This window comes from Photobacterium makurazakiensis, assembly GCF_050336715.1.
GTDB lineage: Bacteria > Pseudomonadota > Gammaproteobacteria > Enterobacterales > Vibrionaceae > Photobacterium > Photobacterium makurazakiensis.
The window spans coordinates 1-22,538 of record NZ_JAKJSJ010000032.1 but is presented as its reverse complement, the minus strand read 5'-3'; the positions used below and the strand labels follow the sequence as shown (position 1 = coordinate 22,538).

The window sequence follows — 22,538 nt, the reverse complement described above, 5'->3', positions numbered from 1 at the left end:
CGAGCGTTATTTAGCGTCTGATTTTCCATCAAAGCGGCTAGTCCACTCTTTAATGATGTTGCTGTAATTATCAGATGCCCATGCAAAGTCATTCGTTATCATCAGTTCAGTTGCGTTATCAGGGTAATGTGCAACAGGCTTGGCCAATTCACTGATTGCGATAACTGGGTAGAATTTGTTGTAAGCGCGGTTTGCGTCTTCAGAAGCAGCAAAGTCGATTAGGGTTTGAGCCGCCTTTAGGTTACTCGTGCCATTTACCACAGCTGCAGCTTCCATGTCCCAACCAACGCCTTCCGACGGGAAGATCATATCGATTGGTGCACCTTGCTCTTTTAGCGTCGCACCTCGGAATGCAAATGATACACCCATCGTAGCTTCACCTGTTGCCGCTAGGTTACAAGGCGCTGAGCCCGAGTGTGTATAACGAGCAATATTCTTGTGTAGGCCTTCCATATACTCCCAGCCAGCATCTTCACCAAACTGTTGTAGCCAAGCTGATACGTCAAGGAAGCCCGTACCTGATGATGCTGGGTTAGGCATAACAATATGGCCTTGGTATTCAGCCTTCGTCAGGTCGGCCCATGATTCTGGTTTTTCAAGACCATGCTTTTTCGCTTCAATGGTGTTAAAACAAATACCCGCAATCCATGCATCCATACCAATCCAGTGTGGAACTTCTCGGCTATCACGGAATTTCTCATCTAGCTTTTCTAGGCCGACAGGTGCATAAGGTGTCAAGACGTTTTGATTATCCAAGACCATCATAGATGTCGCCGCTAGCCCCCAAATAACATCGGCTTGAGGATTGGCTTTTTCTGCTAATAAACGTGCTGTTACTACGCTCGTTGAATCACGCATAAAATTGAGTTTAATTTCAGGGTGCGCAGCTTTAAATGCAGTTTCAAGCTCTCTGATTTGTTCAATTTCAAAAGCGGTATAAACATTCAACTCTTGCTTTGCGAACGCAGCAGCACTTGTTAAAGAAGCTGCAATAGCAGTAGCGAGTATCAGTTTGTTCATGGAAATCTCCGTATCATTAAAGAATAAGCAATTAAGTTACTACATACCTTAATGAAGCAAGATTAAGTAAAAGTTACATAAACCTTATTATTTTCATACCATTAACAAAGTAAAACTTAAGTTCTCATTCATTAATTCGTCATGATGTTAAGTAAAACTAATATAACCAATCATTAATATAATGGTCATGTCTATGCATTATTTTTTATTTACCCTCCTTATTGGAAACCTACACTTATGCTACCGCCATTAAAATCACTGGTCGCTTTTGAAGCTTGTGCAAGACATAACTCAATAACCAAAGCTGCCGAGGAATTACACGTTACTCAAGCCGCTATCAGCCAACACATTAAAGCATTAGAGCACTATCTTGGTTTTCCTTTATTCAATCGTGAAAAAAGACGCTTGAAGCTGTCTATTCAAGGCTTACAGTATTATCCAACCGTTCACCAGTCTCTTCGTGCTATTAGCACCCAAACCAAAGCGTTAACGCATAGAAACGAACCGCAGCTGCTGTCGGTCAAAGTGAATACCTCGTTTGCCTATCATTGGCTGATTCCAATACTTGACGATTTCTATCAGCAACACCCTTATATTCGTATTAAGCTTTACTCAGAAGACTGGCCTCAGTTAGAAGCAACACAAACAAATGTCGATATAGAGATCGTTAATGGTCAGCCAAACCCAGAACAACATACTGAACTACTATGTAAAGAATATTGGATTGCAGTTTGTAGCCCTGATTTTAAAAAGAAACATAATGAGGCAATACAAGCGGGTACGTTTGAAAAGCTCCCTGGGATATATGTACGTGGCTATGCTGAAGGTTGGCACGAATGGATGGCCAGTAGTGCTCATAATTCATCACCTCCGGTTCAACACTACGAAGTCGATAGTACTTTAATGGGGCTAGAACTGGCGGCACAAAGCGCGGGCTTAATGCTATGTCGCTCTCTTAATGCAATACCACAACTGAAAAGTGGCCGTATAATAATGATAAATAACCATCTTATTGCATCGACAGATAGCCACTATTTACAATATGATAAAAACAATGCGCCGCCAAAAGTTAACCTCTTTACAGCGTGGCTGAGACAAAAGCTGCTGACACTTCGTCCCGATGAACAGTTTTTTTCCGCAATACCCGAACTATCTGAACAACAAGTATCATGAGAAAACAATGCATTACGTCCTCCTAACTATCGCTATTATTGCTGAAGTTGCAGCAACTACAGCCCTAGCCAAAACAGCAGGCTTTACTAAACTGGCCCCTACCCTTGCTTGCTTATTTTTCTACTTCGTCGCTTTTGCCTGTCTGGCACAAGTTGTGAAAATTATACCTGTTGGGATAGCCTACGCTATTTGGTGCGGTGCAGGTGTTGTGTTAGTCGCGGGACTGGGTTGGGTGCTTTACCAACAAAAACTTGATATGCCGGCAATCATCGGTATTAGTCTGATCTTAATCGGTACCATTATAATTAATCTTTTTTCTAATTCAGTCTCCCACTAATCGCCTGTTTTTATAAATCTAAAGGCGTACATTCGGGCAAGCTCAGTACAATGATATCGAGCTAGAACACATAGTTGCTAGATATCTGTTTGTGAACGCCACCATACTCAGCATTAAATCTACCGCCAAGGTGAACTGGCATTAAATGGATGGGTACGTCGTTGCTCCTTAGCGATGTGTAAGCTGAAACTCATCGAGGATGAGTTTCAGCTTAGGAAACATGAGCATCAACAGATGTGAGGAAAACTATCGTTGATTTAGCTCACTCAGTTTACTACCAACACCTTGCGAATAGGCACGATCATAATACTCGTCCCAGTTGATAGACCAGAACATCACACCACCAAAGTTATCGTAGCGTTTTTCAGGAACAACGGTATCACATTGAGTACCAAGAACGAGGCAATCTAACGCCTTATTGGTATCAGCTATTGTAGTTTGACCACTGCCTGCGGCTTTAGCGCCTGATGGAAGGCCGATTGATACCTGATCATCACGTAATGGTTCAAAGTTTGGACCTTGGCCATATGCTGTTTGAAAGCCTTCAACCAACATTTTCTGGGCTGCAACCATCATATCAACAGAGCCAGCAGGAGCTGTACCGCCATATGGATGTTCTAAACCACCGTTGTTATATAGCTGAACATGTAGAAGATCGAGCATATCACGGGTTTCGTTAATCACCGGCAAGTAAGCCCCCCAGACGCTACCATCTGCCACGCTTACATAACCACCTTGAACATAAGGGTGCTCTGGCGCCATGGTGAGATACAAATCCCTGCCAAGTTTGTCTTGAATACTACGTAACGCACGAGGAAGACGTTTCTGAATTTCTGAACCGTTGACTAGGCCCGAACCACTTTCGTAGTCCACATCCAAACCATCAAAGCCCCACTCTTGAACAATTGCTGTTAAACTTTCAACAAAGGCTTGCTCAGAAGCGTCATTGTTAAGGGTGATAGTCCCTTCAGCACCACCAAGTGATAGTACGATCTTACGACCATCAGCTTGTAAAAGCTGAATATCTTGCTTGAAACGCTCTGCATCAATGGCTGGGCAGCCTCCATCACCCGAGAATAGGTTGAAGTAGTTACTTCCTGGTGCTGAGTGGCTGGTATCGGCAAAGGCAATATCGATCACATCCCATTCGGTAGGAATATCGCTTAGGTTCATTGGGCAAACAGAACCGTTTACGAAATTATGCCAGTAGCCAACGAGTTTGTGCTTTCTTTCTTCAATCAATGTCACGCTGATTGGTACCGCACTTGAAAACTCTTCATCGCCACTACCATCAATTGCTTTTGCTTGGATCTGGTAATCACCCGCAGCTTCAGAAGTCCAAGTTGCTGTATAGGGTGCTTGTTGAACCGTAGCAACAACTTTACCATTTACAAGAAATTCAACACGATCAATATCTGAAGTAAACGACTTCGCGTCTGCCTGCATCGCTACAGGTGTACCAATACTAAAGCGTGAGCCGGCTGTTGGCTTCGTTAGGTCAACGACTAGGGCTTGATCGGTAACAGTCACTTGCTGAGTAGTCTCACCTTCAGCGTTATCTTCATCAGTTGCAATGGCTTTTAGCAAAGTGTTGCCGATATTTACTGGAGTCCATTCAAGCTGGTAATTATTACCATCAGCAATACCAGTACCAATAAGCTGATTGTCTGCGAAGAATTGTACTTTAGTGATAGCAAAGTCACCTGCCGTTGCATTCGCCACGAGGTTTGTTGGAATACCTGCTAACAACGTTTCACCAGCAGTTGGTGAGGTAAAGCTAAGCTCAGGCGCTGTACCACAGTCGCCTTCATGCTTCCAAGCATCTTGCCAATGTTGGCCAACACCTGGTTCGTATGCCCATGCGGCGCCACCACACCAGCCTGCAACCTGACAGCTATATTGATTATCAATGTTAGTAACGAGTTGGCCTTGGGTATAGCTTTCGCCTTCTGTATAGGCAGGGAGATCCTTACAGCTACCACCAGGTGTGCTGCCGTTAACGGTAAAACTGACCGCTTCTGTTTTGGTGCTCTGCTGCTCACTATCAATAGCTTGAGCAAATACGGCATGGTTTCCTGCTGTGGAAGTCCAGCGGTGTTCGTATGGTGCATTGTTATCGCTGCCAACAAGGACATCGTTAAGGTAAAAATCTACGCGGTCAATGCTGCTATGGTTACTGCTGGCATCGGCAGCTATAGTCACGATGTCACCTTCATCGAAGGTGCTGCCCGAACTCGGTGAAGTTAAGGTCACTTCTGGCGGTAAGGCAATATCACCATCGACAATAGCCACATTCACCTGACTGGTTTCAGTCATGTTGTCGATGTTGGTAGCTTTTACTGAAATTACCGTTTGGCCTAGTTGAGTTGGCGTCCATTCCGTAGAAAATGGTTCTTGTTGGATAATGGCAACTGACTCTCCATTTACAATAAACTCAACGTCTTTTATCTCAGAGTTTTGGCTGCTCACTTGGGCCGCAAGTAAAATGGGTTTATCGAGAACGAATTGGCCGCCATCTTGAGGGGACGTTATGGTAATTGCAGGTGGTTGTGGCTCGCCAGAATCACACTGACCAAGTAAGCTCCATTCCTGCCACTGACCTGAAAATTCATCAGGAGCATTACCTTTAGACCACCAATTAGCTTGATAAGCATGCTCAAGGTGCTGAATACTCTCACCTTCATTATAAACTGTAGTGCTATTCCATACTTCTAGCCCTGTACAGTCATACCCACTCGCAAATACCTGAGGTGACATTAATGTGGCAATAATGCCTGTAAGCGTTAACTTTCTCATTAAAGATCCTATTTATGTATTTATTATTTCCATTGATAGCTGCTGCTTTTAGTCACGCTTATAAATATTAATTTGCTAGAAATATCATTTTTAAAATAAATATTACCCGCAAAATTAACCAGCGTGACTTAATGCATCGACAGCAGTCATCCGAAAAACCGAGAACGATTTCCAGTTCTCGGTTTAACATCATTGGTTACCGACTGGTGATAACATCAATACAGTCAATTAGTTGTTATCAATCAGCTCATTGAAGTATTCAACCTGCTCTTTGGTAGTCAAACTTTCTGTATTAGAACCAAGGGTCCAAATAAAGAAACCACCATAACCACTTAGCTTCTGCCACTCGGTACGCTTGATATTATTCTCGCGAGTTTCAACAAAACGGCCATCAGGTCCCCACTGGCTATTAATCGTATTACCAAGCACAACTTTGGTCTTATCACCGATATGCTGTGCATAGTTCGCCATTGCAACTTCATATTTGAAGTTTTGACCTGCGTCGTAAGCCATCACATTGAAGAAGTCGAACGTATCGCGGGTATTTTGAAGTAGCGAGATCACTTCACCATGGTGTGCAGAGCGAGAAGGCTCTACAAACGAACAGTCTTCGTATACCGATGGGTTGGCACACTCGACTGGATCAGCACCTACGTGGTAAGTCGTCAGTGACAACAGCTTACTATTACCAATACGCTCTCGCAGCAAAGCGACCAATGCTTCTAGGTTCCGGTTATCTTGTTCTGAAATACGAACAGTACGTTCAAAATCAAAATCGATACCATCTATAGTCGCGTAACCCGCTAATTGATATGCGTTGTAATCACAGTCCCCCTGCCAATCGTACGCCAGACACTCCCCAGCCAATTCTTCAGGCTTCAAACCTTTCTTATACACTGGGTATGGCGTGTTTAAGATAGATACCAACTCATCAACAATCGCTTCACGCTGTGCTTCTGTCCCCATGTGAGTCCACATGCTGTCATACGCTGCGCCGCCCATTGCTACCATCATTGCTTTGTGTGGCTGTTCATGTTTAAGCTGAGTCCATGACTGATACGAAGGTTCAATCCAAGAAGAGTTATATTCCGCAGAAATCATTTGATCAGACACTGTCACCTGACCTGACGCATCCCACTTACCAAATGACAAAAAGTAACCATCACCTTTAGAGTTTTGCAGCTCTTCAATATCTGATAACCCCCAAGAAGTGAGGTAAGTGATAGAACGATCAGGGTTATCGCCTAATTCAGGTCCAGACGCAGATTCCTTCACTTCGATCTGTGCTGGTGCTGAGGTTTGCTTCTGTCCTTCAGAGTTATAGGCTATCGCCGTGATAACATGCTCACCAACTTGCGCACCATTCCATTGATACTCAAATGGCGCTTGGGTCAATTCTTCCAATACATCGCCGTTCAGAAGGAATTGTACTTTCGTTACATTACCTTCAAACGATTTCGCTTCAGCTGCCAAGCGGATACTGCGCCCTTGATAGAAGGTTGAGCCATTCGTTGGTGCAGTTAGGCTTACCACGATATCAAGATCGGTTACTGCAAGTGTTATTGGTGCAGTTTCAGACGAACCTTCCTGATCATTGTGCGCCACAGCCGTAAGGTTATATACACCTTCGCTCTGTGCTGGCAATACGATATGGTACTCATCGCCATTGATCGGATCAGTACTCGAGCCTGCGAGTTCACCGTTTAATTCAACGTCTACTCGCGTGACTTTTGCTTCGTCATCGGCAGCATTCACAATAACAGGAATAGTTTCACCCGGACGGAATCGGTCGCCGTTGCCCGGAGAGACAAGATCAACTTGAGGAATTGGGGTTGGATCGCACTCACCATCGACATCCCAAGCATCTTTCCATGCATCAGGGTAATTAGGATGACCAGTGCCTGGAGCCCATACCGGGTCACCACACCAGCCAAAGACTTTACAGGTATAGATAAACCCAACATTGGTTACCTGATCACCCACTTGATATGGTGTGCCATCTTGATACAGCGGAACATCACCACACTGATTACCAGAGTCTTTGGTCACAGTTATATTTACTTTGGCATTACCTGTTAGTGATTGCTCATCAGTCGCAACGGCTTTCAACTCGACGCTACCAGTAACGTCAGGGTTCCAATCACATGAAAAGTCTGATGTCGTTGTTGCATCAATCACACACACTTCTTGGTTATTGGCTGTCACTTGAATCGTGGCTAGATCATCATCAGCATCAGTGGCATTTAGTTGAATGTTAACAGTGTCAGACTGCTTGAATGCCCCCCCTTCTTCTGGGCTCAAAAACTCGACTTCCGGTGGTTGGAACTCATTCGAATCATTGTAAATTTCAACTGAAGCATTATCGGCTTTTATGCGAGTACCAGCCTCATTAAACAGGATAACCTCTATGGATCCGGAGCCTAACTGAGATGGTGTCCAAGCCATATCATACTCTGCTTGGTCTTCTTGAACTTGCTGGATACCCACTTTTTGATTAAATGCCCAGAACTCAATCTGATGGGCGTCATCACCCTCTACGTTAGCAACAATATTTGTTTGCAGGCCAAGTTCTAGTCGGTCACCATCTCGTGGTGACAACAATGAAACGTCACCGGACGGTGGTATCTCACCACCTTCACCGTTAAATTCCACACTCTGCTCAAATGCATCAAGATCGGCGATCATACCGCCAAAGCTGACCGTAATGACAAAGTCATCCCCTTGCGACAAAACAGAATTTGCCCAATCTTGCTGAGGAAAGTCGAATGTTAACGTATGAAGCACTTTACCATCTGAAGTCGGTGTATGTACCAAACTCCATGCCGGATAAGCCAATGCCGTTGATGACCAATTAATGCTCGATGCCGCGGTATCTAATACAAATTCTAACGTCGATTTATCTACTTCTACACCATCGGTATCAGCATTTTCGACATTAATCTGGTACGTACTCCAGTGTTGTCCTTCACTTTGTGGAGTAACACCAATATCAACATTACTTGCAATTGCCATCCCCATTGGAGAAATCATTAATCCTGCTGCAATTAATGCGCCAGTCACTTTATTAACACGTTTATTAAATAATGGTAAACGCATAGTTTATCCCTACTATTATTTTATTATGATTAAGTAATACCTCTTAAGGGGAAACCAACTGAAATAATCCGAATAGCGTTAAACAGAGAAAAAGGTTAATACAAAAGGTAAGTAAGGTACTAAATGCACACGTACTAAACGATTTCTCCACTCGTCGAACATAATATTCAAAACCCCTTAGAAGCAAATATATGATATCCAACTTTCTAGACATTTAAAGTATAGAGGGTTGAATCAGGATCACACAATTAGAAATTAAATATCATTTAATAAAAATAATCTAAAATAAATACTGACCACTAAGAAAAAACCAATTAAACACCCAAAAGGTCAGACCACATATTAATTTAAAATATTACACCAAAGACACAAAAACCATTTAAAATCAACAGATTGAAACCACAACACAACATAAATGGTTATATTTAAAAATCTCAAAACTAATGAACCCATGAAAATGACAATATTGACGGAATTGACGAAATTAACGAAGACAACGATAAGCAATGACAAGACTTTGAAAATAAAATCAATAAAAATAACTACTATTTAGATGTAGGAATGATAATTATACGATATGTAACATGGGGATAGTTGTTCTTAATGAATGTTTTAACTGTTAACAATAATCAATATTAAACTCAAACAAAGCTATATCATCACTAGCTTTAACTTGATAAGTTCGCTTTATCTTATAATTATCTAGACGTGTATTAATAGGGTGCTCACAGATTTCATCTATAATAGATTTAGAAATATCCTGGATGTGCTGATGAAGTAAACTACCAGTATTCACTATCTGCTGAGAAGTTTGCTCAAGTTTAATAGTTAAATACACACTCTCGACTTTTACGATTTCTTTTACCTCTGGTTGAAGAGAGTTTATCGCATCAAATTCCACAGGTTTGACAACATCAGGCTGGGACAGCCTGTCGCTTTGGTTACTATAAGCATGGCCACCTCCAGTCTTTTCGATTAACTTAGCTCCAGCTATTGCTAAAAAAATGCAAAGACAAACGATCAACAAGATGAAAGAAACATAACTCGCGACCTTCGCAAACTTAAAAAATAATCGCATGTACATGCACAAACCGATAATTAATATGGGTCTTAATGAAAGTAAGGCAAGACACCACGCAAAATAATGCTTAATGCTACTATCAAAGAACAACAGCAAAATAGGTCATTTTGCGACATATACTGATTTTGTATAAAGAAGAGACGAATCCTATCAATAGGTTTTGCCTACTAAATCAATTAGTACTACCCATTTCAGCTTAATGACCACGAGCGTTATCCTCTCTTGGTAAATCAAGTTCGAGGTAAATATGTCTGTTGAAAACCAATCTTTAGAAAGCGATTTTTTAGAAAACAATTTTTTAGCCCCCCCCTTAGATAGCCAACGCGCGCTTATTGTGGAAGGAGGTGCAATGCGGGGGATCTTTGCCAGTGGCGTACTAGATGCATTTATGGAATATGATTTCAAACCGTATGACTTTGCTATCGGTGTATCAGCAGGTGCTTCCAACTTGGTCGGCTATATTGCCAATGCACCTAAACGCAGCTATGACGTGATCACGAAACTGGCCACCAGCCCTGAGTTTTTTAATCCAACTCGCTTTTTAAAAGGTGGGGATCTGGTTGATGTCGAATGGCTATGGCACCAATCAAACCAGCGCTATCCAATAGACAAAGATAAGTTTTATACCTCTCTCCCTTTCTGGGCTGCGGTAACCAACATCGAAACCGGGAAAGCGGACTATTACCGTATTGACGAGCACAATGCCGACAATGCAATGGTTGCTACTGCTGCCTTGCCTATCGCTTTTAAATCAACGCCTTGTTTTTCTGGTGGCTGTTTTAGTGACGGCGGCGTGGCCGACTCAATCCCAGTAAAGGAAGCTTATCGCCGTGGAGCTCGAGACATCACCGTTGTTTTATCTCACCCTCTGAATTATCAAAAGAGCGAATCAAAAACACCATGGTTAATTAAAAGGCTCCTATCTCGTACACCGGGCTTAGCCAAGGCAATGGTAATGCGGAATAAAACCTATAACGAAGCACTGGATTTCATTCGCAATCCACCCAGTGATGCAAAGATCAAAGTGATCGCCCCACCCAACAATTTCACGGTGAAACGCTTAACAATGAACAAGGCAGTGCTAAACCAAGGCTATGAGATGGGGCTAAGCGCAGGCAAAGAGCACATTACGAACCTTAAAGGGTTGAATGGACTCACAGAAGAAAACTGCCACTTTTGTATTTAGGGCCTGTTGGCCCTAATCTTCAGCCACAAATACGTACATGTCACCACGACAATAGTTAACGCTGTACTCCATCAACTGACCCGATGCATCATAAGCGACCTGATTAATTACCAATACAGGAACCGTTGATTTCAGCCCTAAGTGTTCAAGAAACTCATCGGTCGGTAGCTGAGCACTGACTCGGCTCTTAGTACGAGTTAAGGTAATATTCTGGCTTTGGAAATACTCATACAGCGACATTTGAATATCATCAGCATCTGCAATTAAGTGTGCCGGTACGTACGACTCTTCAATAGAAACAGGTTGGTCGTCAATATAGCGAATTCGTTTTAACAAGAATACGTCGTCATCAGGGGTAATTTGAAGCTGACTGGCGACATCATCATTACAAGGAACGATTTCTTTCTTGATCCATAGCGTATCAGGGCGCTTTCCTTTCAGTACCACTTGTTGAGAGAAGCCTTTTGGCTCTTTCAATGAATACTCAAGGGTATCGCTAACCATTGTGCCGCAGCCTCGAGAGCGGACAACAACACCTTCTTTATCAAGCACATCAAGCGCTTTACGAACCGTAATACGAGAAATTTCCAGCATCTCGCCAAGCTCTCGCTCTGTCGGTAAAAAATCGCCTCCGACTAACATTTTTTGCCGAATCGCCTGCTTCACAGTTTCGGCAACTTTAATGTAAAGTGGCGATTTATCCTTTTGCTCTAAACGCGCTTTAATGAGCTTGATCAAGTTATTGTAATCGTTCATTTATTCATGCTTTTCCTTGAGTACTGGCCTAATTATACCCAAGCGGATAGGCTGTAGCCATAGCGCTAGGCCAACGGTAACCGCCATTAATACTGCACAGATCTGATAAGCAAGCTGGTAATTCCCTGTACTGTCAACGACTACGGCAGCAAGAATAGGACCAATAAAGCCTCCGGCACCCCATGCTGTATATAATACGCCATAGTTAGCACCATAGTTTTTTAAACCATAGAAACTCGCCATAATTGAAGGAAATACTGCCAAAAGTGCCCCGTAGCCGACTCCTGCGGCCCCCGCCCCAACAATTAACCAAAAACTATTGTCATAGTTTGCAAACAACATCATGTTAATACCTTGCAGGGCAAAGGCCAGTGTCAGTGTTCTGACCCCACCAATTTTGTCTGATAACAACCCCGTAGCCAGTCGTCCACCTGAGTTAAATATGGCTAGGGCTACGACCAAATAGGCAGCATCGGTAATGTCAGCCTGAATCGCAGCAATCGATGTAATATTAGCAATCACCATTAAGCCCGCAGCGGATGAAAATGCATACATTAGCCACAAAATATAAAACTCACGCTTTTTAACCATGCTACGCCATGGAACATCGAGTGTAGGCTGTTCATTGCTTGCAGACGTGTTTATTCCATTGCTCGGTTGTTGAGGGGCTTCTGGCACATAGCCTTTGGGCGGATTATCAATAGTACATGCCAGTGGAAAAGCTATCGCCAGCAGTGCAAAGCCTAAAATCAGAAAGCTCTGATTAATACCGTATTGCTCAATTAAATAAGTAACGAGTGGCGCAAGGTAAATAGAAGCAACGCCAAACGCCGTTGCAATTAACCCATTCACAATCCCTTTGCGAGATGGATGAAACCACTTCATGGCAACTGGGTTTAAGCACGCATAGCCAAATCCGATTCCACAGCCGGTCAGTACACCAAATGTGACACTTAGCACCACGGGTGACAACGTCAATGATGACAGCAACATCCCTGCTCCTGCCAGCAAGGTGCCAGTCATTAAGACTTTGCGAGGACCGATTTTATCTTGGACGACACCAGCGGCCAACACTGCGAGTGAGAGTACAACAATTGAAAGCGTATAAGGAAATGAGGCCTCTGCATTCGTCCAGCCTTGCTCAACCACTAATGCATTTTTAAAGACACTCCAAGCATACAAAATACCAATGCATAGATTAACGCCACAGCTCGCCAATAGAATACGAACGGCTTTCGCTTTTAGATTCATAAATATAACCACGGTATACCAGCTAATACCTAACAGAAGAAGCAACAGCTCATCACCACATACGGCAGCTTATTCAGATAGGTATTATTTGAAGTAAGTGAAAGAAAGAGAAGCACAAAATCGGGCTTCTCTTTCTTATTTGTTTATTTGAAGTAGTGACTAACTCAAATGATATTAATAGCGTAATAAGTAATCAGATATTTCTTTTTGACTTGGCGCGCAATCACCACCTTGATGGCTAACAACATAGGACGCTACAGCATTACCAAGGAGCATGGCATCAGGCAGTTCCCAACCAGAAGCAAGTCCGGCGAGTACTCCACCAGCATGAGAATCACCAGCACCAATGGTATCAACAACATTGGCTTTAAATGGCAACACGCAACCCGAGGTTTTTTCATCGGCAAACAATGCACCATCACTATCAATGCGTAGAATCAATGGACACTGGTATTTTTGATACCAACTCTGAGTAAAGGCCTCTGATGACACCATACCTAAAACTTCAGCTTCTTGGCGGTTTAGAGAAACTATCGGTTTCAATGCTAGCAAGCGGGAGAATAGCTGAGGTGGAATATCCGCAATACGCGGACCGAAGTCGACAAATATATCCGTTGCTTCAGGCTTACTCTCTAACCAAGACACCAATACATCACCGGACTCAGACGCTAACTGATAACCCGACACATAGATCAATGCATCTTCAGCCAATTCAATACTGCTAAGTAAGTTGGCATCCCATTGATTTTCAACCCCACTAACCGAGATAAAGGTGCGTTCACCGTCGGGTTCAACCAACGCCATGCACCAGCCGTTATCTGCACGCTCGTTTCGTAGCATGCTGACAATACCTTTCTCCGCCATGGATTTCTCAATTAAGCTCGCCCAATTACCTTTGCCTAATGGCAGCGCATTAAGTGACTCGACCCCAAGGCGATTCAAGGCAATGGCAATATTTAGTGCGCACCCACCAATGTGCAGTCCTTTCTCAGCAACTTCGATATCACCTCCCCGCGTTGGCAGCGCGGGAGTATCAGTAACGATATCAATAACAGCCGCCCCAATAACGCACAGCTGGCGCTGATTACGCAATGTAGGAATGAGCTGCAATAATGCGTTATGAGGCATAATTGCCCTCCTTAGCGGCACGAAGCTCGGTAAAGGCTTTGCTGTATTTGGTAAAGTCTAACTGGTTGGCAGCATCAAGCTGGGCTTTCAGCTCAGTATCAATACTATCGATACCGTTAATCGCACCACAAATTGCCGTGGCCATTGCGCCAATGGTATCAGTGTCGCCTCCTAGGTTGGCACATAGAATCGCACAACGGTTAGGATCGGTTTTCGCAAGCTCTACCATCGCAATAGCAGCCGGCACCGATTCAATGGTACTTGTACCTGTACCAACAAGATCGTAGATCTTCTGCATTGTCGTTTCGACACCCGTTGTCTCACGTACTACTGATAAAGCTAACTCTATACGCGATCCCATTGATGCACTGAATGTGGTGATGTTTTTATTCTGAGCGGCATTAGCAATCGCAGGTAATTGATCGCTAATATTTTGCCAGCTTTCGCCATCAACCGCTTTTGATACCGCCCAAGCAATTGCAGTAGCACCAGCAACTGCAACATCAGATTTATGCGTCGGGCTAGATGCCAACCATACTTGCTCTATGAAATCGTCAAGTGAACACGTCGGCATCAAACAACCCAGTGGTGAAACGCGCATTGCCGCCCCATTGGTTACACCATTATTCTCAAGCTCAGCAATTGGCGTGCCTGCCTTAATCGCTTTCATTGCTGCTTTTGAAGAAGGCCCAAAAACATTCTTGTTAAACGCATCAAAACCATCGGCCCAAGTCATCACATTACGAGCGATTACATCTGGGTTTATTTGACCTTCACACTCTAAAATCGCATCGGCAAGGGCAAGGGCCATTGATGTATCATCAGTGAAATGACAAGCTTCAAAATAACATGCTGCATTATTTTCTGCTGGACCCGGAAGAAAGCGGTCAATCCAACCGAAGTGTGCTTTTACACGGGTGCGAGGCCATAGTTCAGAAGGCATTCCCATTGAATCACCCAAAGCCTGACCATAAAACGCACCAAGAATTCGATTTTCTGTATTGTTATTCATTCTGACTACACCTAAAAAACTAAAATTTGAACGTCGCCCGCCTTAAACTAACCAGTCTAATTTGAGATAAGGCGGGCGGAATACCAGCTACGTATTCGCAATATTACTAAGGTTATGCGCTAGCTGTTTTTTGCTTTACTTCGTTATCACCTTCAACTGAAATTTCGCTGATCTCGCCATCTGATTCGCGGAAGAAGAACATAAACACAACGAGGATGACAGCTATCATGACGCCACCGAAGCCCCACATACCTGACCAGTTAAACGTCAATCCATTAACCGGCTCTTCGTAAGCAAACATCTTCTCCATCATCACACCACCAAGGCTATAACCCAGTAGGCTACCTAAACCCTGACAACAAAGCGTAATTAAACCTTGTGCGGCGGTACGCATGTGTTTTGGTGCTTTTTTGTCTACATAAATGTATGCAGTCACGAAGTAGAAGTCATAGCTCACACCGTGAAGCAAGATCCCTGCGAAGAGTAATGAGTACAGGTACCACTGATCAGCACTGCCGTAGACAAAGAAGCCATAACGAACTGCTGCAGTAAACAGACCAAGCATTAATACCTTTTTAATACCATAGCGTTTGGTAAAGAAAGGTAGCGCTAGCATAAAGAAGATTTCAGAGAACTGGCCTAAAGACATCCAACCAGTCGCGTTAGTCATACCAACTTCTGTTAAGTAACCGTTGGCAAAAATGTAATAGAACGCAAGTGGCATACTGAACATGAAAGAACAAATAAAGAATGCTAAAAAGTTTTTGTCTTTCAGGAGCACGAGTGCATCTAGACCAAGCATCACTTTTAAGCTCAGTTTACCTGTACTTTGTGGCGGTGTGTTCGGCAACGTCAGTGCAAATACACCTAATAATGCAGAGCTTGCTGCCGTAACAAGTAGCGGAATATTCGTTGCTGAAATATCGCCATAGCCTAACCAACCCGGTAAGAAACCACAGGCGATACCTGACGCGATCCAACCGATAGTACCAAGCACACGAATACGCGGGAAGTCACGTTCTACATCATCTACATGTGAGAATGCAATCGTATTCGTCAACGCAATTGTCGGCATGTACGTTAGTGCATACAGCAACAATATCGGGAAGAAACTGGAGAACTCCGTTTGCTGTGCCGCAAGATACATTAACCCAGCACCCGCAAGTAGAAGTGCTGCTAACACTTTTTGGGCAGGGAAAAATCTATCTGTAATTGAACCAACAAGAATCGGTGAAATAATCGCCGCAATAGCCGTACATGCATACGACCACGCAATTTCTGTTGGGGTAAATCCACTGGTATTCAAAAACTGCCATAAGGGAACAAACCAAGCTCCCCAGATGAACCATTCAATGAACATCATGAATGACAGCTTTGTATTTGTTTTAGTCATTATAATTTCCTTTAGTAGTAGGGCAAGACCAAAGTTATTACTAAAGTAATACCAAAGCAATACCAGATAGTTCGAAGAGTGATCGCGGTTGTATTTTTAATATTAGAAATATCAACAAACAATGACTTAGCTTTACTTCTCTTCTCGGCTATTTGTTAAGTGTAGGATTCAAAAAGTGGAACTGACACGCTTTACCTTCTATAGAGGGTTGGACTACAAGATAAACAACTTTGACAGTTCACGCAGGGCGCCGATAGAAGGCACACAGTGAGGATAACGATTAAACACATCTAAAATCGACTATCGCCGCACCGACTTTTAATAGGTGGGAGCTACATGCTAAATCCATATATAACAGTTACTTATTACCATAAGTTGAATTAAGAAATTCTTACAAAGTAGCTAATGCAATTATACCGCCACTACAATAGCATGCACTCAAACACATAATGAGAGAGTCAGACATGCTTACACCAATTAAAGATCAAGTTGTTATTGTTACAGGCGGCAGCAAAGGCATTGGCAAAGGGATCGCACAAGTCTTCGCTCGCCAAGGGGCAAAGGTAATAATTGTGGCTCGAGGTAAAGAAGCGTCACAAGCCGCCGCTGAAGAAATACGTAACAATGGCGGCTCAGCTGAATACTATCTTGCTGATGTAAGCAACTGGCAAGAGATGAGCAAAATGGCAGAATCGGTCCGTGAAACACATGGCCGTATAGACGTACTGTGCGCCAATGCTGGTATTTTCCCGCAGACTAGCCTTGCTGATATGGACCCAGAAGACTGGGACTTAGTGATGAACACCAACTTAAAAAGTCTATTTTTAAGTGTGAAAGCCGTGACACCATTTATGAAGGAACAAGGTAAAGGGCGCATTGTCGTGACTTCTTCTATTACAGGCCCTGTTACTGGTTTTCCAGGATGGTCACACTACGGTTCATCAAAAGCAGGCCAATTAGGGTTCATAAAAACAGCGGCCATTGAGCTTGCACGCTCAGGGATTACAATTAATGCCGTAATGCCTGGGAATATTTACACTGAAGGTCTGCAAGATTTGGGGCAAGACTATCTGGATACGATGGCCTCATCTATTCCACAGAACCGCTTAGGTAGTGTTGACGATATTGGTAATACCGCCCTCTTTTTTGCCTCAGATGAAGCGGGCTATATAACAGGGCAAACAATCGTCGTGGATGGCGGTCAAATTTTGCCTGAATCTTTAGAAGCGCTTGACGGTCTATAAGCAGAATGAGCCAAATAAAAAATGTCGTGCTTAAAGCACGACATTTTCTTTATCTCTTAATAGATATACTTAAGTGATAGCATGACTATTGGAAGCGGTATGTCGGCCCTACCTCATCAGCGGTTAGTACCTTTAGTTTACTCACATCAGCGCCAACGCCATCAAATTGATAAAAACCGTTTACCATTTTATAGCTCGGCTTCTCTGTTGAAATCCCCACAGGCAGGGTGTCCATACCATGCGTAGCACCGTAGTACACTTCATCGCTATACGAAGGATTTGTTAATTCAGCCTTTGGATCTGCGCGTAGTGATTGCAGATTGTCTTCTACGTTAAATACAACATTTTGATTAAAGGCAACCTTATCACCAGTGAATGTATTCTCAACTTGGCTATTATCAAACAGGCTTACACGGTGAGTTTGGTTACCGTGCACCATGCCATATTCAACATCAACCAACGTATTGCTTTCAACTGATATATTTTTCGGTGTCCACTGCTTATTCAGCTCTTTGCCTTTGACTGACTGATCGAGTACTTCACCATCTTGAACATTGATAATACCAGTATTGATGACAACCCCACCGCGAACGTCAGCATTACCCGCAATTTGACCTCCAGCACCACGTAGACCCATTAGGTAGTTGTTACGAACAATATGATTTTCATCATAAATACGGATACCACCAGTATCTTGTTTATGGTTACCGAGTACGACATTATTCTCAACAAGGTTGCCTTTACCATGACGTAACGAGATCATCGAAGCGCTTTCAAATATGGTGTTTCCTGCAATTCGGTTTTCACCCGATTTAACAGAAATTAGCTCTCGCTCGCCATCTGAATCAACTAACAAGTTATTGATAAACTGAGTACGTGATGGCCACTGACTGCTCTTTGAATCACCAATTCGGATCGCTTCCCAACTATTACCGTTATAACGAATAGCTTCTTTAATATCGAGTTCGTTAAACTGGTTTTTCTTCTGCGAATAGAAAATGTTGTCAGAGATAATATGATTATCGGCCTTGTCATCAATATTTTTCTGAATACCGATTAACGTGCCACGCTTATGTTTTCCTTCAAAGCGATTGTTAATCACCTTACCATCTTTACCCCATAGCGAAACCCATAAGTATTTAGGGTACTCACTGCGGCGCTCATCAGGCTCATAAGCATAATCTTCAATGAAATAATGGAATGTCGAATTCTTTAGCGTATTCCGGTTACCTTCAAGTCGAATACCGCCCATGCGCTCTGCCGGCCCACCTTCAGTAAACACAAGACTATCTAAAGTAATGTCATCACCCTGTGTAATTAGCTGAACTAATCCGGTCAATAATGCCGTGCCTTCCTGCTCAGCTTTCACTGTTACATTGTTCGCCGTCATTTTTACCACACCTAAATTGGCATAACGTCCAGCGGGAATTGCAACAACATCACCATCTTTAGCATTCACTAGTTGATCTTTTAACATAGCAACAGCCGCATCACTTGCTTGCGGAATATCACTAATATCAACCAATGTTCGAGTTGTGCCAGCGACAAGCTGTTCACTACTCAATTCATCAAGACTCATTAATGACGAAAGTGACATAGTTGCCGCGGCAACTTTTTGCTGCACCGATGCAACATCGCTGGTATTTGCCGCAACCTGAAAAGTAGCCAAAGACATTGTTGCAGCCAGAGCTGCTACAATCGGGGTAAGTTTCTTCATGGAAAGTTCCTTGCTCTGAGCTGGAACCAGCCCAGAGCGTTTATTGATAATAATATTTAACGATTACAATTTTGGATAAAGCAGGTATGCATCTCGCTCTGCCCAAACTTGTGAAAGGTTGCTCAAGTCTGCATTACCAAAGCCAATCTGCTTAATCACGTCATCATAGTGATTCGTTCCCCAAGCAAGATCTGCTTTACGGTACACGGTTAGCATGCGATATGTTTGGAAACGCCCTTTCTTCACATCATTATCTTTATGTGGCCACTCTTCTGCTTTCTGGAACTGAGCGACATAATCAATACCCGATTTCATGTTACGCCCTCGGTAGTCATGATTCCAAATATCGACACCCATCTTGTCACCAAGCTGCGCAAGATATGCCATTGCATCCAAGTTAAAGTAGCTATAGTGGTATCCGCGTGTACGCGCCAACTCTTCTGGTTGTGTACCTTTACTATCTAGCTGCTCACGAATACGCCATTTAGTGTTCGCAACCGCCACTTTTGCGATATCTTCACGACCTAGATAATAAGCAATACCCGCAATTTGCGCCTGCATCCAGGTTCCATGGTTGTTGGGTGAATACATCTCAGCAGTACCTTGCTCAGAAGTAATTAACCAATCAAGGAAGTCCCCTAACCATGCACGCATTGCCACATCATCTTCAGCAGTCCAGTGCTTTGAAGTTTCAAGCAACGACAATGCATCAACTAAACGATCTGAAAAGCTGCGTGAATCAATCATGCCACTTCGGCGCTGATCATCGACCCCAGGTACTGCTTGCGCATAACGTACATTTGGGTTCATGCGAGTGTCAGAATTAATGAACCAATGACGCAACATTTTTGTTGCTTGCTCTGCGAACTTCTCTTCACCCGAGAAATAGTAAGCAACCCCAAGCGCACGTACAGAGCGAGTAAACAAACCTATTCGAACAGAGTCCGTGGCATCCGTTTTTGAATCTGGGTTGGTATTCCCGTCATGGCGGATCCAAGGGAGTCCATCCTTAGTATCTGGGTTTGGCCACCAGTACGGACTTATCGAAAAATAATCATTTTTATCACCACTTGGCGGTAGTAACGTTTTATCTGTTACAGAAAGCAGGCCAACAGACATTGCTGATTCAGCTTCTTCAATTAAACGCTCATAACTTGCTTGTGCTTCAACCGTTGCAGTGTCGTTGTGAATACGCGCTTTACTTTCCGCAATCAATTCTGCGTCAAAGAAAACGGTATTTGGTAAGGTATCACTCGCATATAAAGGCGCTGCAAACATTGCGCTGGCTATCACAGCACTACTAATTGCTTTGTTCAACATTTTGAAACTCCATTATTCAAATTGTTAATTATTTTTGCTCTGCCGCTAAGTCTGCTGATTCAACCGAATCATCAACAGCTTTAACAAGCAACAAACCAACAGCTAATACAATGGCACCGCACAATACAAAGATCATTCGTCCCCACATTGGATTAGGTAGCACGAACATCGCCATTACACCCACACCTGCGACAGCAATCAGTGAACCAAGCATACGGCGCTGTTTATTATCTAATTGCTTTTGCTCTGTAGATTCAGCAACAAGTGGCGTTGCTAGGTTATTGAAGAATCGGTCAACATCGTTCTGACGCGCTTCTGGAAGAGGCTTATAAAACACCGTTGTCAGAATAAAGAAGCCTGCGGTGAATACTAGGTGAGCAATTAGGCCAATAGCAACTTTCAAGTCTGACCACTCACGGCCTGTTAGCGGCTCTAGGTTAAACCAACCCTGAACCATATCTGCAGTAATAACGAAGCCAACAAAATAAGAAACAACACCACCGACAACTAGCGTACCCCAGCCAGCCCAATCCGGTGTTTTCTTAATGAAGAAGCCACAGAAAGCAGGAATAGTCATAGGGAAACCAATCAATGCGCCGACATACATCATGGTGTCAAACAGGCTAAGTCCTTTCAGCGAGTTGATGAACAGAGCAACCAAAATAATTGCAATACCAAAGAACGTTGACGTTAGTTTAGAAACAATAACTAGCTCTTTTTCATTCGCGTTAGGACGCAGAATTGGCTCGTAGAAGTTCTTAACAAAGATACCCGAGTTACGGTTTAGACCTGAATCCATTGAAGACATGGTTGCAGCAAACATTGCAGCAATCAGCAGACCAACCATACCCGCTGGCATATATTCCTGAACGAAATATAAGTAAGCAAAATCAGCTGCTTTAGAGCCTGCATCTGGGTATTGAGCGATTAAGTCAACGCCTTGACCTGCAATAAACCATGAAGGCATGAACCAAATAAGTGGGCCCATCGTCATTAGGATACAAGCTAATAACGCTGCTTTTTTTGCATTTTTTGAATCTTTCGCCGCTAGATAACGGTATGAGTTCAGCATGTTGTTAGTAATGCTGAACTGCTTGAAGAAGATGAAGAACGCCCAAAGACCAAAAATGCTAAGGTAATTTAGATTGTTACCAGAAACAAACGAAGCACCTTCTTGAACAGGGAAGTTATTAACAATTTCACCAACACCGCCGCCTTGGATTATCGCAACAACAGCACAGGTAACTGTTACAGCCATAATAATGACCATCTGCATAAAGTCAGATGCAATAACCGCCCAAGAACCACCGGTAACCGACATAATCAATACAACAAGACCAGTCAATACAATCGTCGTGGTCATATCAAAGCCGAAGATACCTGACGCTATAATGGCAAGACCATTTAGCCAAATACCTGCAGTAATCACACTATTAGGCATGCCCGACCATGTGAAAACTTGCTCATTATGCTTACCAAAACGTAAACGAATAGCTTCAATGACTGTAACCACCCGCATTTGGCGGAACTTCGGTGCGAAGTATAGGTAGTTCATCAGATAACCAAAGGCGTTAGCCAAGAAGATTATCGCAACAGCGAAGCCATCGTCATAAGCTTTACCTGCCGCACCTGTAAATGTCCACGCACTAAATTGCGTCATAAATGCTGAAGCACCTACCATCCACCACAACATGCTGCCGCCGCCACGGAAATAGTCACTAGTCGTATTCGTAAACGTCCGGAACATCCAACCTATTGCAATCAAGAATAGAAAGTAGATGCCGACGATACTTGTATTAAGATCCATCGTTATTGTCCTTTGTAGTTTTAATGTCTGTATTCACTATAAAAAAAACAAAACAAATCTTGTACTACAATAAGCTTTATACGTGACTTGGATCTCTAATAAAAACAAACAAAAGTAATACAAAGCATTTAGACGATTAAAAACAAGCATTTAAATTCATTCACCAACACTTTAGTTTTTACTAAAAACATACAAAAATAATTATAAGTATTATTTTATAT

General features: G+C 43.1%; 16 protein-coding genes. 4 read left to right on the top strand and 12 right to left on the bottom strand.

Translation table 11 applies throughout. The features are described 5' to 3' along the window. Positions 1 to 6 precede the first annotated feature (6 nt). Positions 7 to 1,020 carry a putative 2-aminoethylphosphonate ABC transporter substrate-binding protein gene (locus L4D09_RS15225; protein ID WP_428458367.1) on the bottom strand — a complete coding sequence of 338 codons (1,014 nt, stop codon included), beginning with the start codon at positions 1,018 to 1,020 and terminating at the stop codon, positions 7 to 9. Between the two features lie 237 nt (positions 1,021 to 1,257). Here L4D09_RS15225 and L4D09_RS15220 point away from each other — a divergent pair, with 237 nt between their 5' ends. Beyond that, the gene (locus L4D09_RS15220; protein WP_428458366.1) at positions 1,258 to 2,193 is read left to right on the top strand and encodes a LysR substrate-binding domain-containing protein; all 936 of its coding nucleotides are present in this window, start codon (positions 1,258 to 1,260) and stop codon (positions 2,191 to 2,193) included. Positions 2,194 to 2,200: 7 nt separating this feature from the next. Then, positions 2,201 to 2,530: an SMR family transporter gene (locus L4D09_RS15215; RefSeq protein ID WP_428458365.1), complete on the top strand. Its 330-nt coding sequence runs from the start codon at positions 2,201 to 2,203 to the stop codon at positions 2,528 to 2,530. A 246-nt stretch (positions 2,531 to 2,776) separates the two neighbouring features. Here the strand turns inward: L4D09_RS15215 and L4D09_RS15210 are convergent, their stop codons facing one another. The 3 genes from L4D09_RS15210 to L4D09_RS15200 form a co-directional block, all read right to left on the bottom strand. Further along, positions 2,777 to 5,326, bottom strand: a complete 2,550-nt coding sequence (locus tag L4D09_RS15210) for an Ig-like domain-containing protein (RefSeq protein ID WP_428458364.1) — start codon at positions 5,324 to 5,326, stop codon at positions 2,777 to 2,779. 228 nt (positions 5,327 to 5,554) lie between these two features. Further along, complete coding sequence (locus tag L4D09_RS15205) at positions 5,555 to 8,422, bottom strand: Ig-like domain-containing protein (RefSeq protein ID WP_428458363.1); 2,868 nt, start codon at positions 8,420 to 8,422, stop codon at positions 5,555 to 5,557. 619 nt (positions 8,423 to 9,041) lie between these two features. Beyond that, a complete protein-coding gene (locus L4D09_RS15200; RefSeq protein WP_428458362.1) occupies positions 9,042 to 9,506 on the bottom strand; it encodes a hypothetical protein in 465 nt (154 codons plus the stop codon). A 244-nt stretch (positions 9,507 to 9,750) separates the two neighbouring features. Between L4D09_RS15200 and L4D09_RS15195 the strand changes: the two genes are divergently transcribed. Further along, complete coding sequence (locus L4D09_RS15195; RefSeq protein ID WP_428458361.1) at positions 9,751 to 10,689, top strand: patatin-like phospholipase family protein; 939 nt, start codon at positions 9,751 to 9,753, stop codon at positions 10,687 to 10,689. Between the two features lie 12 nt (positions 10,690 to 10,701). Here the strand turns inward: L4D09_RS15195 and L4D09_RS15190 are convergent, their stop codons facing one another. From L4D09_RS15190 to L4D09_RS15170, 5 genes are all read right to left on the bottom strand, one after another. Further along, positions 10,702 to 11,445, bottom strand: coding sequence for a GntR family transcriptional regulator (locus L4D09_RS15190; protein WP_428458360.1), 744 nt, complete (start codon positions 11,443 to 11,445; stop codon positions 10,702 to 10,704). Then, positions 11,446 to 12,696 carry an L-lactate MFS transporter gene (locus L4D09_RS15185; protein ID WP_428458359.1) on the bottom strand — a complete coding sequence of 417 codons (1,251 nt, stop codon included), beginning with the start codon at positions 12,694 to 12,696 and terminating at the stop codon, positions 11,446 to 11,448. Between the two features lie 174 nt (positions 12,697 to 12,870). Then, positions 12,871 to 13,824, bottom strand: a complete 954-nt coding sequence (locus L4D09_RS15180; protein ID WP_428458358.1) for a PfkB family carbohydrate kinase — start codon at positions 13,822 to 13,824, stop codon at positions 12,871 to 12,873. Further along, on the bottom strand, positions 13,814 to 14,836 hold the full coding sequence (locus L4D09_RS15175; protein WP_428458357.1) for an ADP-ribosylglycohydrolase family protein: 1,023 nt from the start codon (positions 14,834 to 14,836) through the stop codon (positions 13,814 to 13,816). The genes L4D09_RS15180 and L4D09_RS15175 overlap by 11 nt, the downstream gene beginning before the upstream one ends. Positions 14,837 to 14,948: 112 nt before the next feature. After that, entirely contained in the window at positions 14,949 to 16,229 is a 1,281-nt protein-coding gene (locus L4D09_RS15170) for a nucleoside permease (protein ID WP_428458356.1), read from the bottom strand. Between the two features lie 464 nt (positions 16,230 to 16,693). Between L4D09_RS15170 and fabG the strand changes: the two genes are divergently transcribed. Beyond that, a complete protein-coding gene (gene fabG, locus L4D09_RS15165) occupies positions 16,694 to 17,473 on the top strand; it encodes a 3-oxoacyl-ACP reductase FabG (protein WP_428458355.1) in 780 nt (259 codons plus the stop codon). Positions 17,474 to 17,558: 85 nt separating this feature from the next. On the opposite strand, the gene L4D09_RS15160 is transcribed toward fabG, so the two are convergent. The 3 genes from L4D09_RS15160 to L4D09_RS15150 form a co-directional block, all read right to left on the bottom strand. After that, positions 17,559 to 19,190 (bottom strand): polysaccharide lyase 6 family protein, encoded by a 1,632-nt coding sequence (locus L4D09_RS15160; RefSeq protein ID WP_428458354.1) that lies wholly within the window; start codon positions 19,188 to 19,190, stop codon positions 17,559 to 17,561. A 63-nt stretch (positions 19,191 to 19,253) separates the two neighbouring features. Continuing rightward, on the bottom strand, positions 19,254 to 20,510 hold the full coding sequence (locus tag L4D09_RS15155; protein WP_428458353.1) for an alginate lyase family protein: 1,257 nt from the start codon (positions 20,508 to 20,510) through the stop codon (positions 19,254 to 19,256). Positions 20,511 to 20,538: 28 nt separating this feature from the next. Further along, the gene (locus tag L4D09_RS15150; protein ID WP_428458352.1) at positions 20,539 to 22,317 is read right to left on the bottom strand and encodes a sodium:solute symporter family protein; all 1,779 of its coding nucleotides are present in this window, start codon (positions 22,315 to 22,317) and stop codon (positions 20,539 to 20,541) included. Between the last annotated feature and the right edge of the window lie 221 nt (positions 22,318 to 22,538).

What these genes read in the sequence shown, in the direction of transcription:
- L4D09_RS15225 (WP_428458367.1), bottom strand. Translation starts at nt 1,020, where the DNA reads ATGAACAAACTGATACTCGCTACTGCTATTGCAGCTTCTTTAACAAGT.
- L4D09_RS15220 (WP_428458366.1), top strand. Translation starts at nt 1,258, where the DNA reads ATGCTACCGCCATTAAAATCACTGGTCGCTTTTGAAGCTTGTGCAAGA.
- L4D09_RS15215 (WP_428458365.1), top strand. Translation starts at nt 2,201, where the DNA reads ATGCATTACGTCCTCCTAACTATCGCTATTATTGCTGAAGTTGCAGCA.
- L4D09_RS15210 (WP_428458364.1), bottom strand. Translation starts at nt 5,326, where the DNA reads ATGAGAAAGTTAACGCTTACAGGCATTATTGCCACATTAATGTCACCT.
- L4D09_RS15205 (WP_428458363.1), bottom strand. Translation starts at nt 8,422, where the DNA reads ATGCGTTTACCATTATTTAATAAACGTGTTAATAAAGTGACTGGCGCA.
- L4D09_RS15200 (WP_428458362.1), bottom strand. Translation starts at nt 9,506, where the DNA reads ATGTACATGCGATTATTTTTTAAGTTTGCGAAGGTCGCGAGTTATGTT.
- L4D09_RS15195 (WP_428458361.1), top strand. Translation starts at nt 9,751, where the DNA reads ATGTCTGTTGAAAACCAATCTTTAGAAAGCGATTTTTTAGAAAACAAT.
- L4D09_RS15190 (WP_428458360.1), bottom strand. Translation starts at nt 11,445, where the DNA reads ATGAACGATTACAATAACTTGATCAAGCTCATTAAAGCGCGTTTAGAG.
- L4D09_RS15185 (WP_428458359.1), bottom strand. Translation starts at nt 12,696, where the DNA reads ATGAATCTAAAAGCGAAAGCCGTTCGTATTCTATTGGCGAGCTGTGGC.
- L4D09_RS15180 (WP_428458358.1), bottom strand. Translation starts at nt 13,824, where the DNA reads ATGCCTCATAACGCATTATTGCAGCTCATTCCTACATTGCGTAATCAG.
- L4D09_RS15175 (WP_428458357.1), bottom strand. Translation starts at nt 14,836, where the DNA reads ATGAATAACAATACAGAAAATCGAATTCTTGGTGCGTTTTATGGTCAG.
- L4D09_RS15170 (WP_428458356.1), bottom strand. Translation starts at nt 16,229, where the DNA reads ATGACTAAAACAAATACAAAGCTGTCATTCATGATGTTCATTGAATGG.
- fabG (WP_428458355.1), top strand. Translation starts at nt 16,694, where the DNA reads ATGCTTACACCAATTAAAGATCAAGTTGTTATTGTTACAGGCGGCAGC.
- L4D09_RS15160 (WP_428458354.1), bottom strand. Translation starts at nt 19,190, where the DNA reads ATGAAGAAACTTACCCCGATTGTAGCAGCTCTGGCTGCAACAATGTCT.
- L4D09_RS15155 (WP_428458353.1), bottom strand. Translation starts at nt 20,510, where the DNA reads ATGTTGAACAAAGCAATTAGTAGTGCTGTGATAGCCAGCGCAATGTTT.
- L4D09_RS15150 (WP_428458352.1), bottom strand. Translation starts at nt 22,317, where the DNA reads ATGGATCTTAATACAAGTATCGTCGGCATCTACTTTCTATTCTTGATT.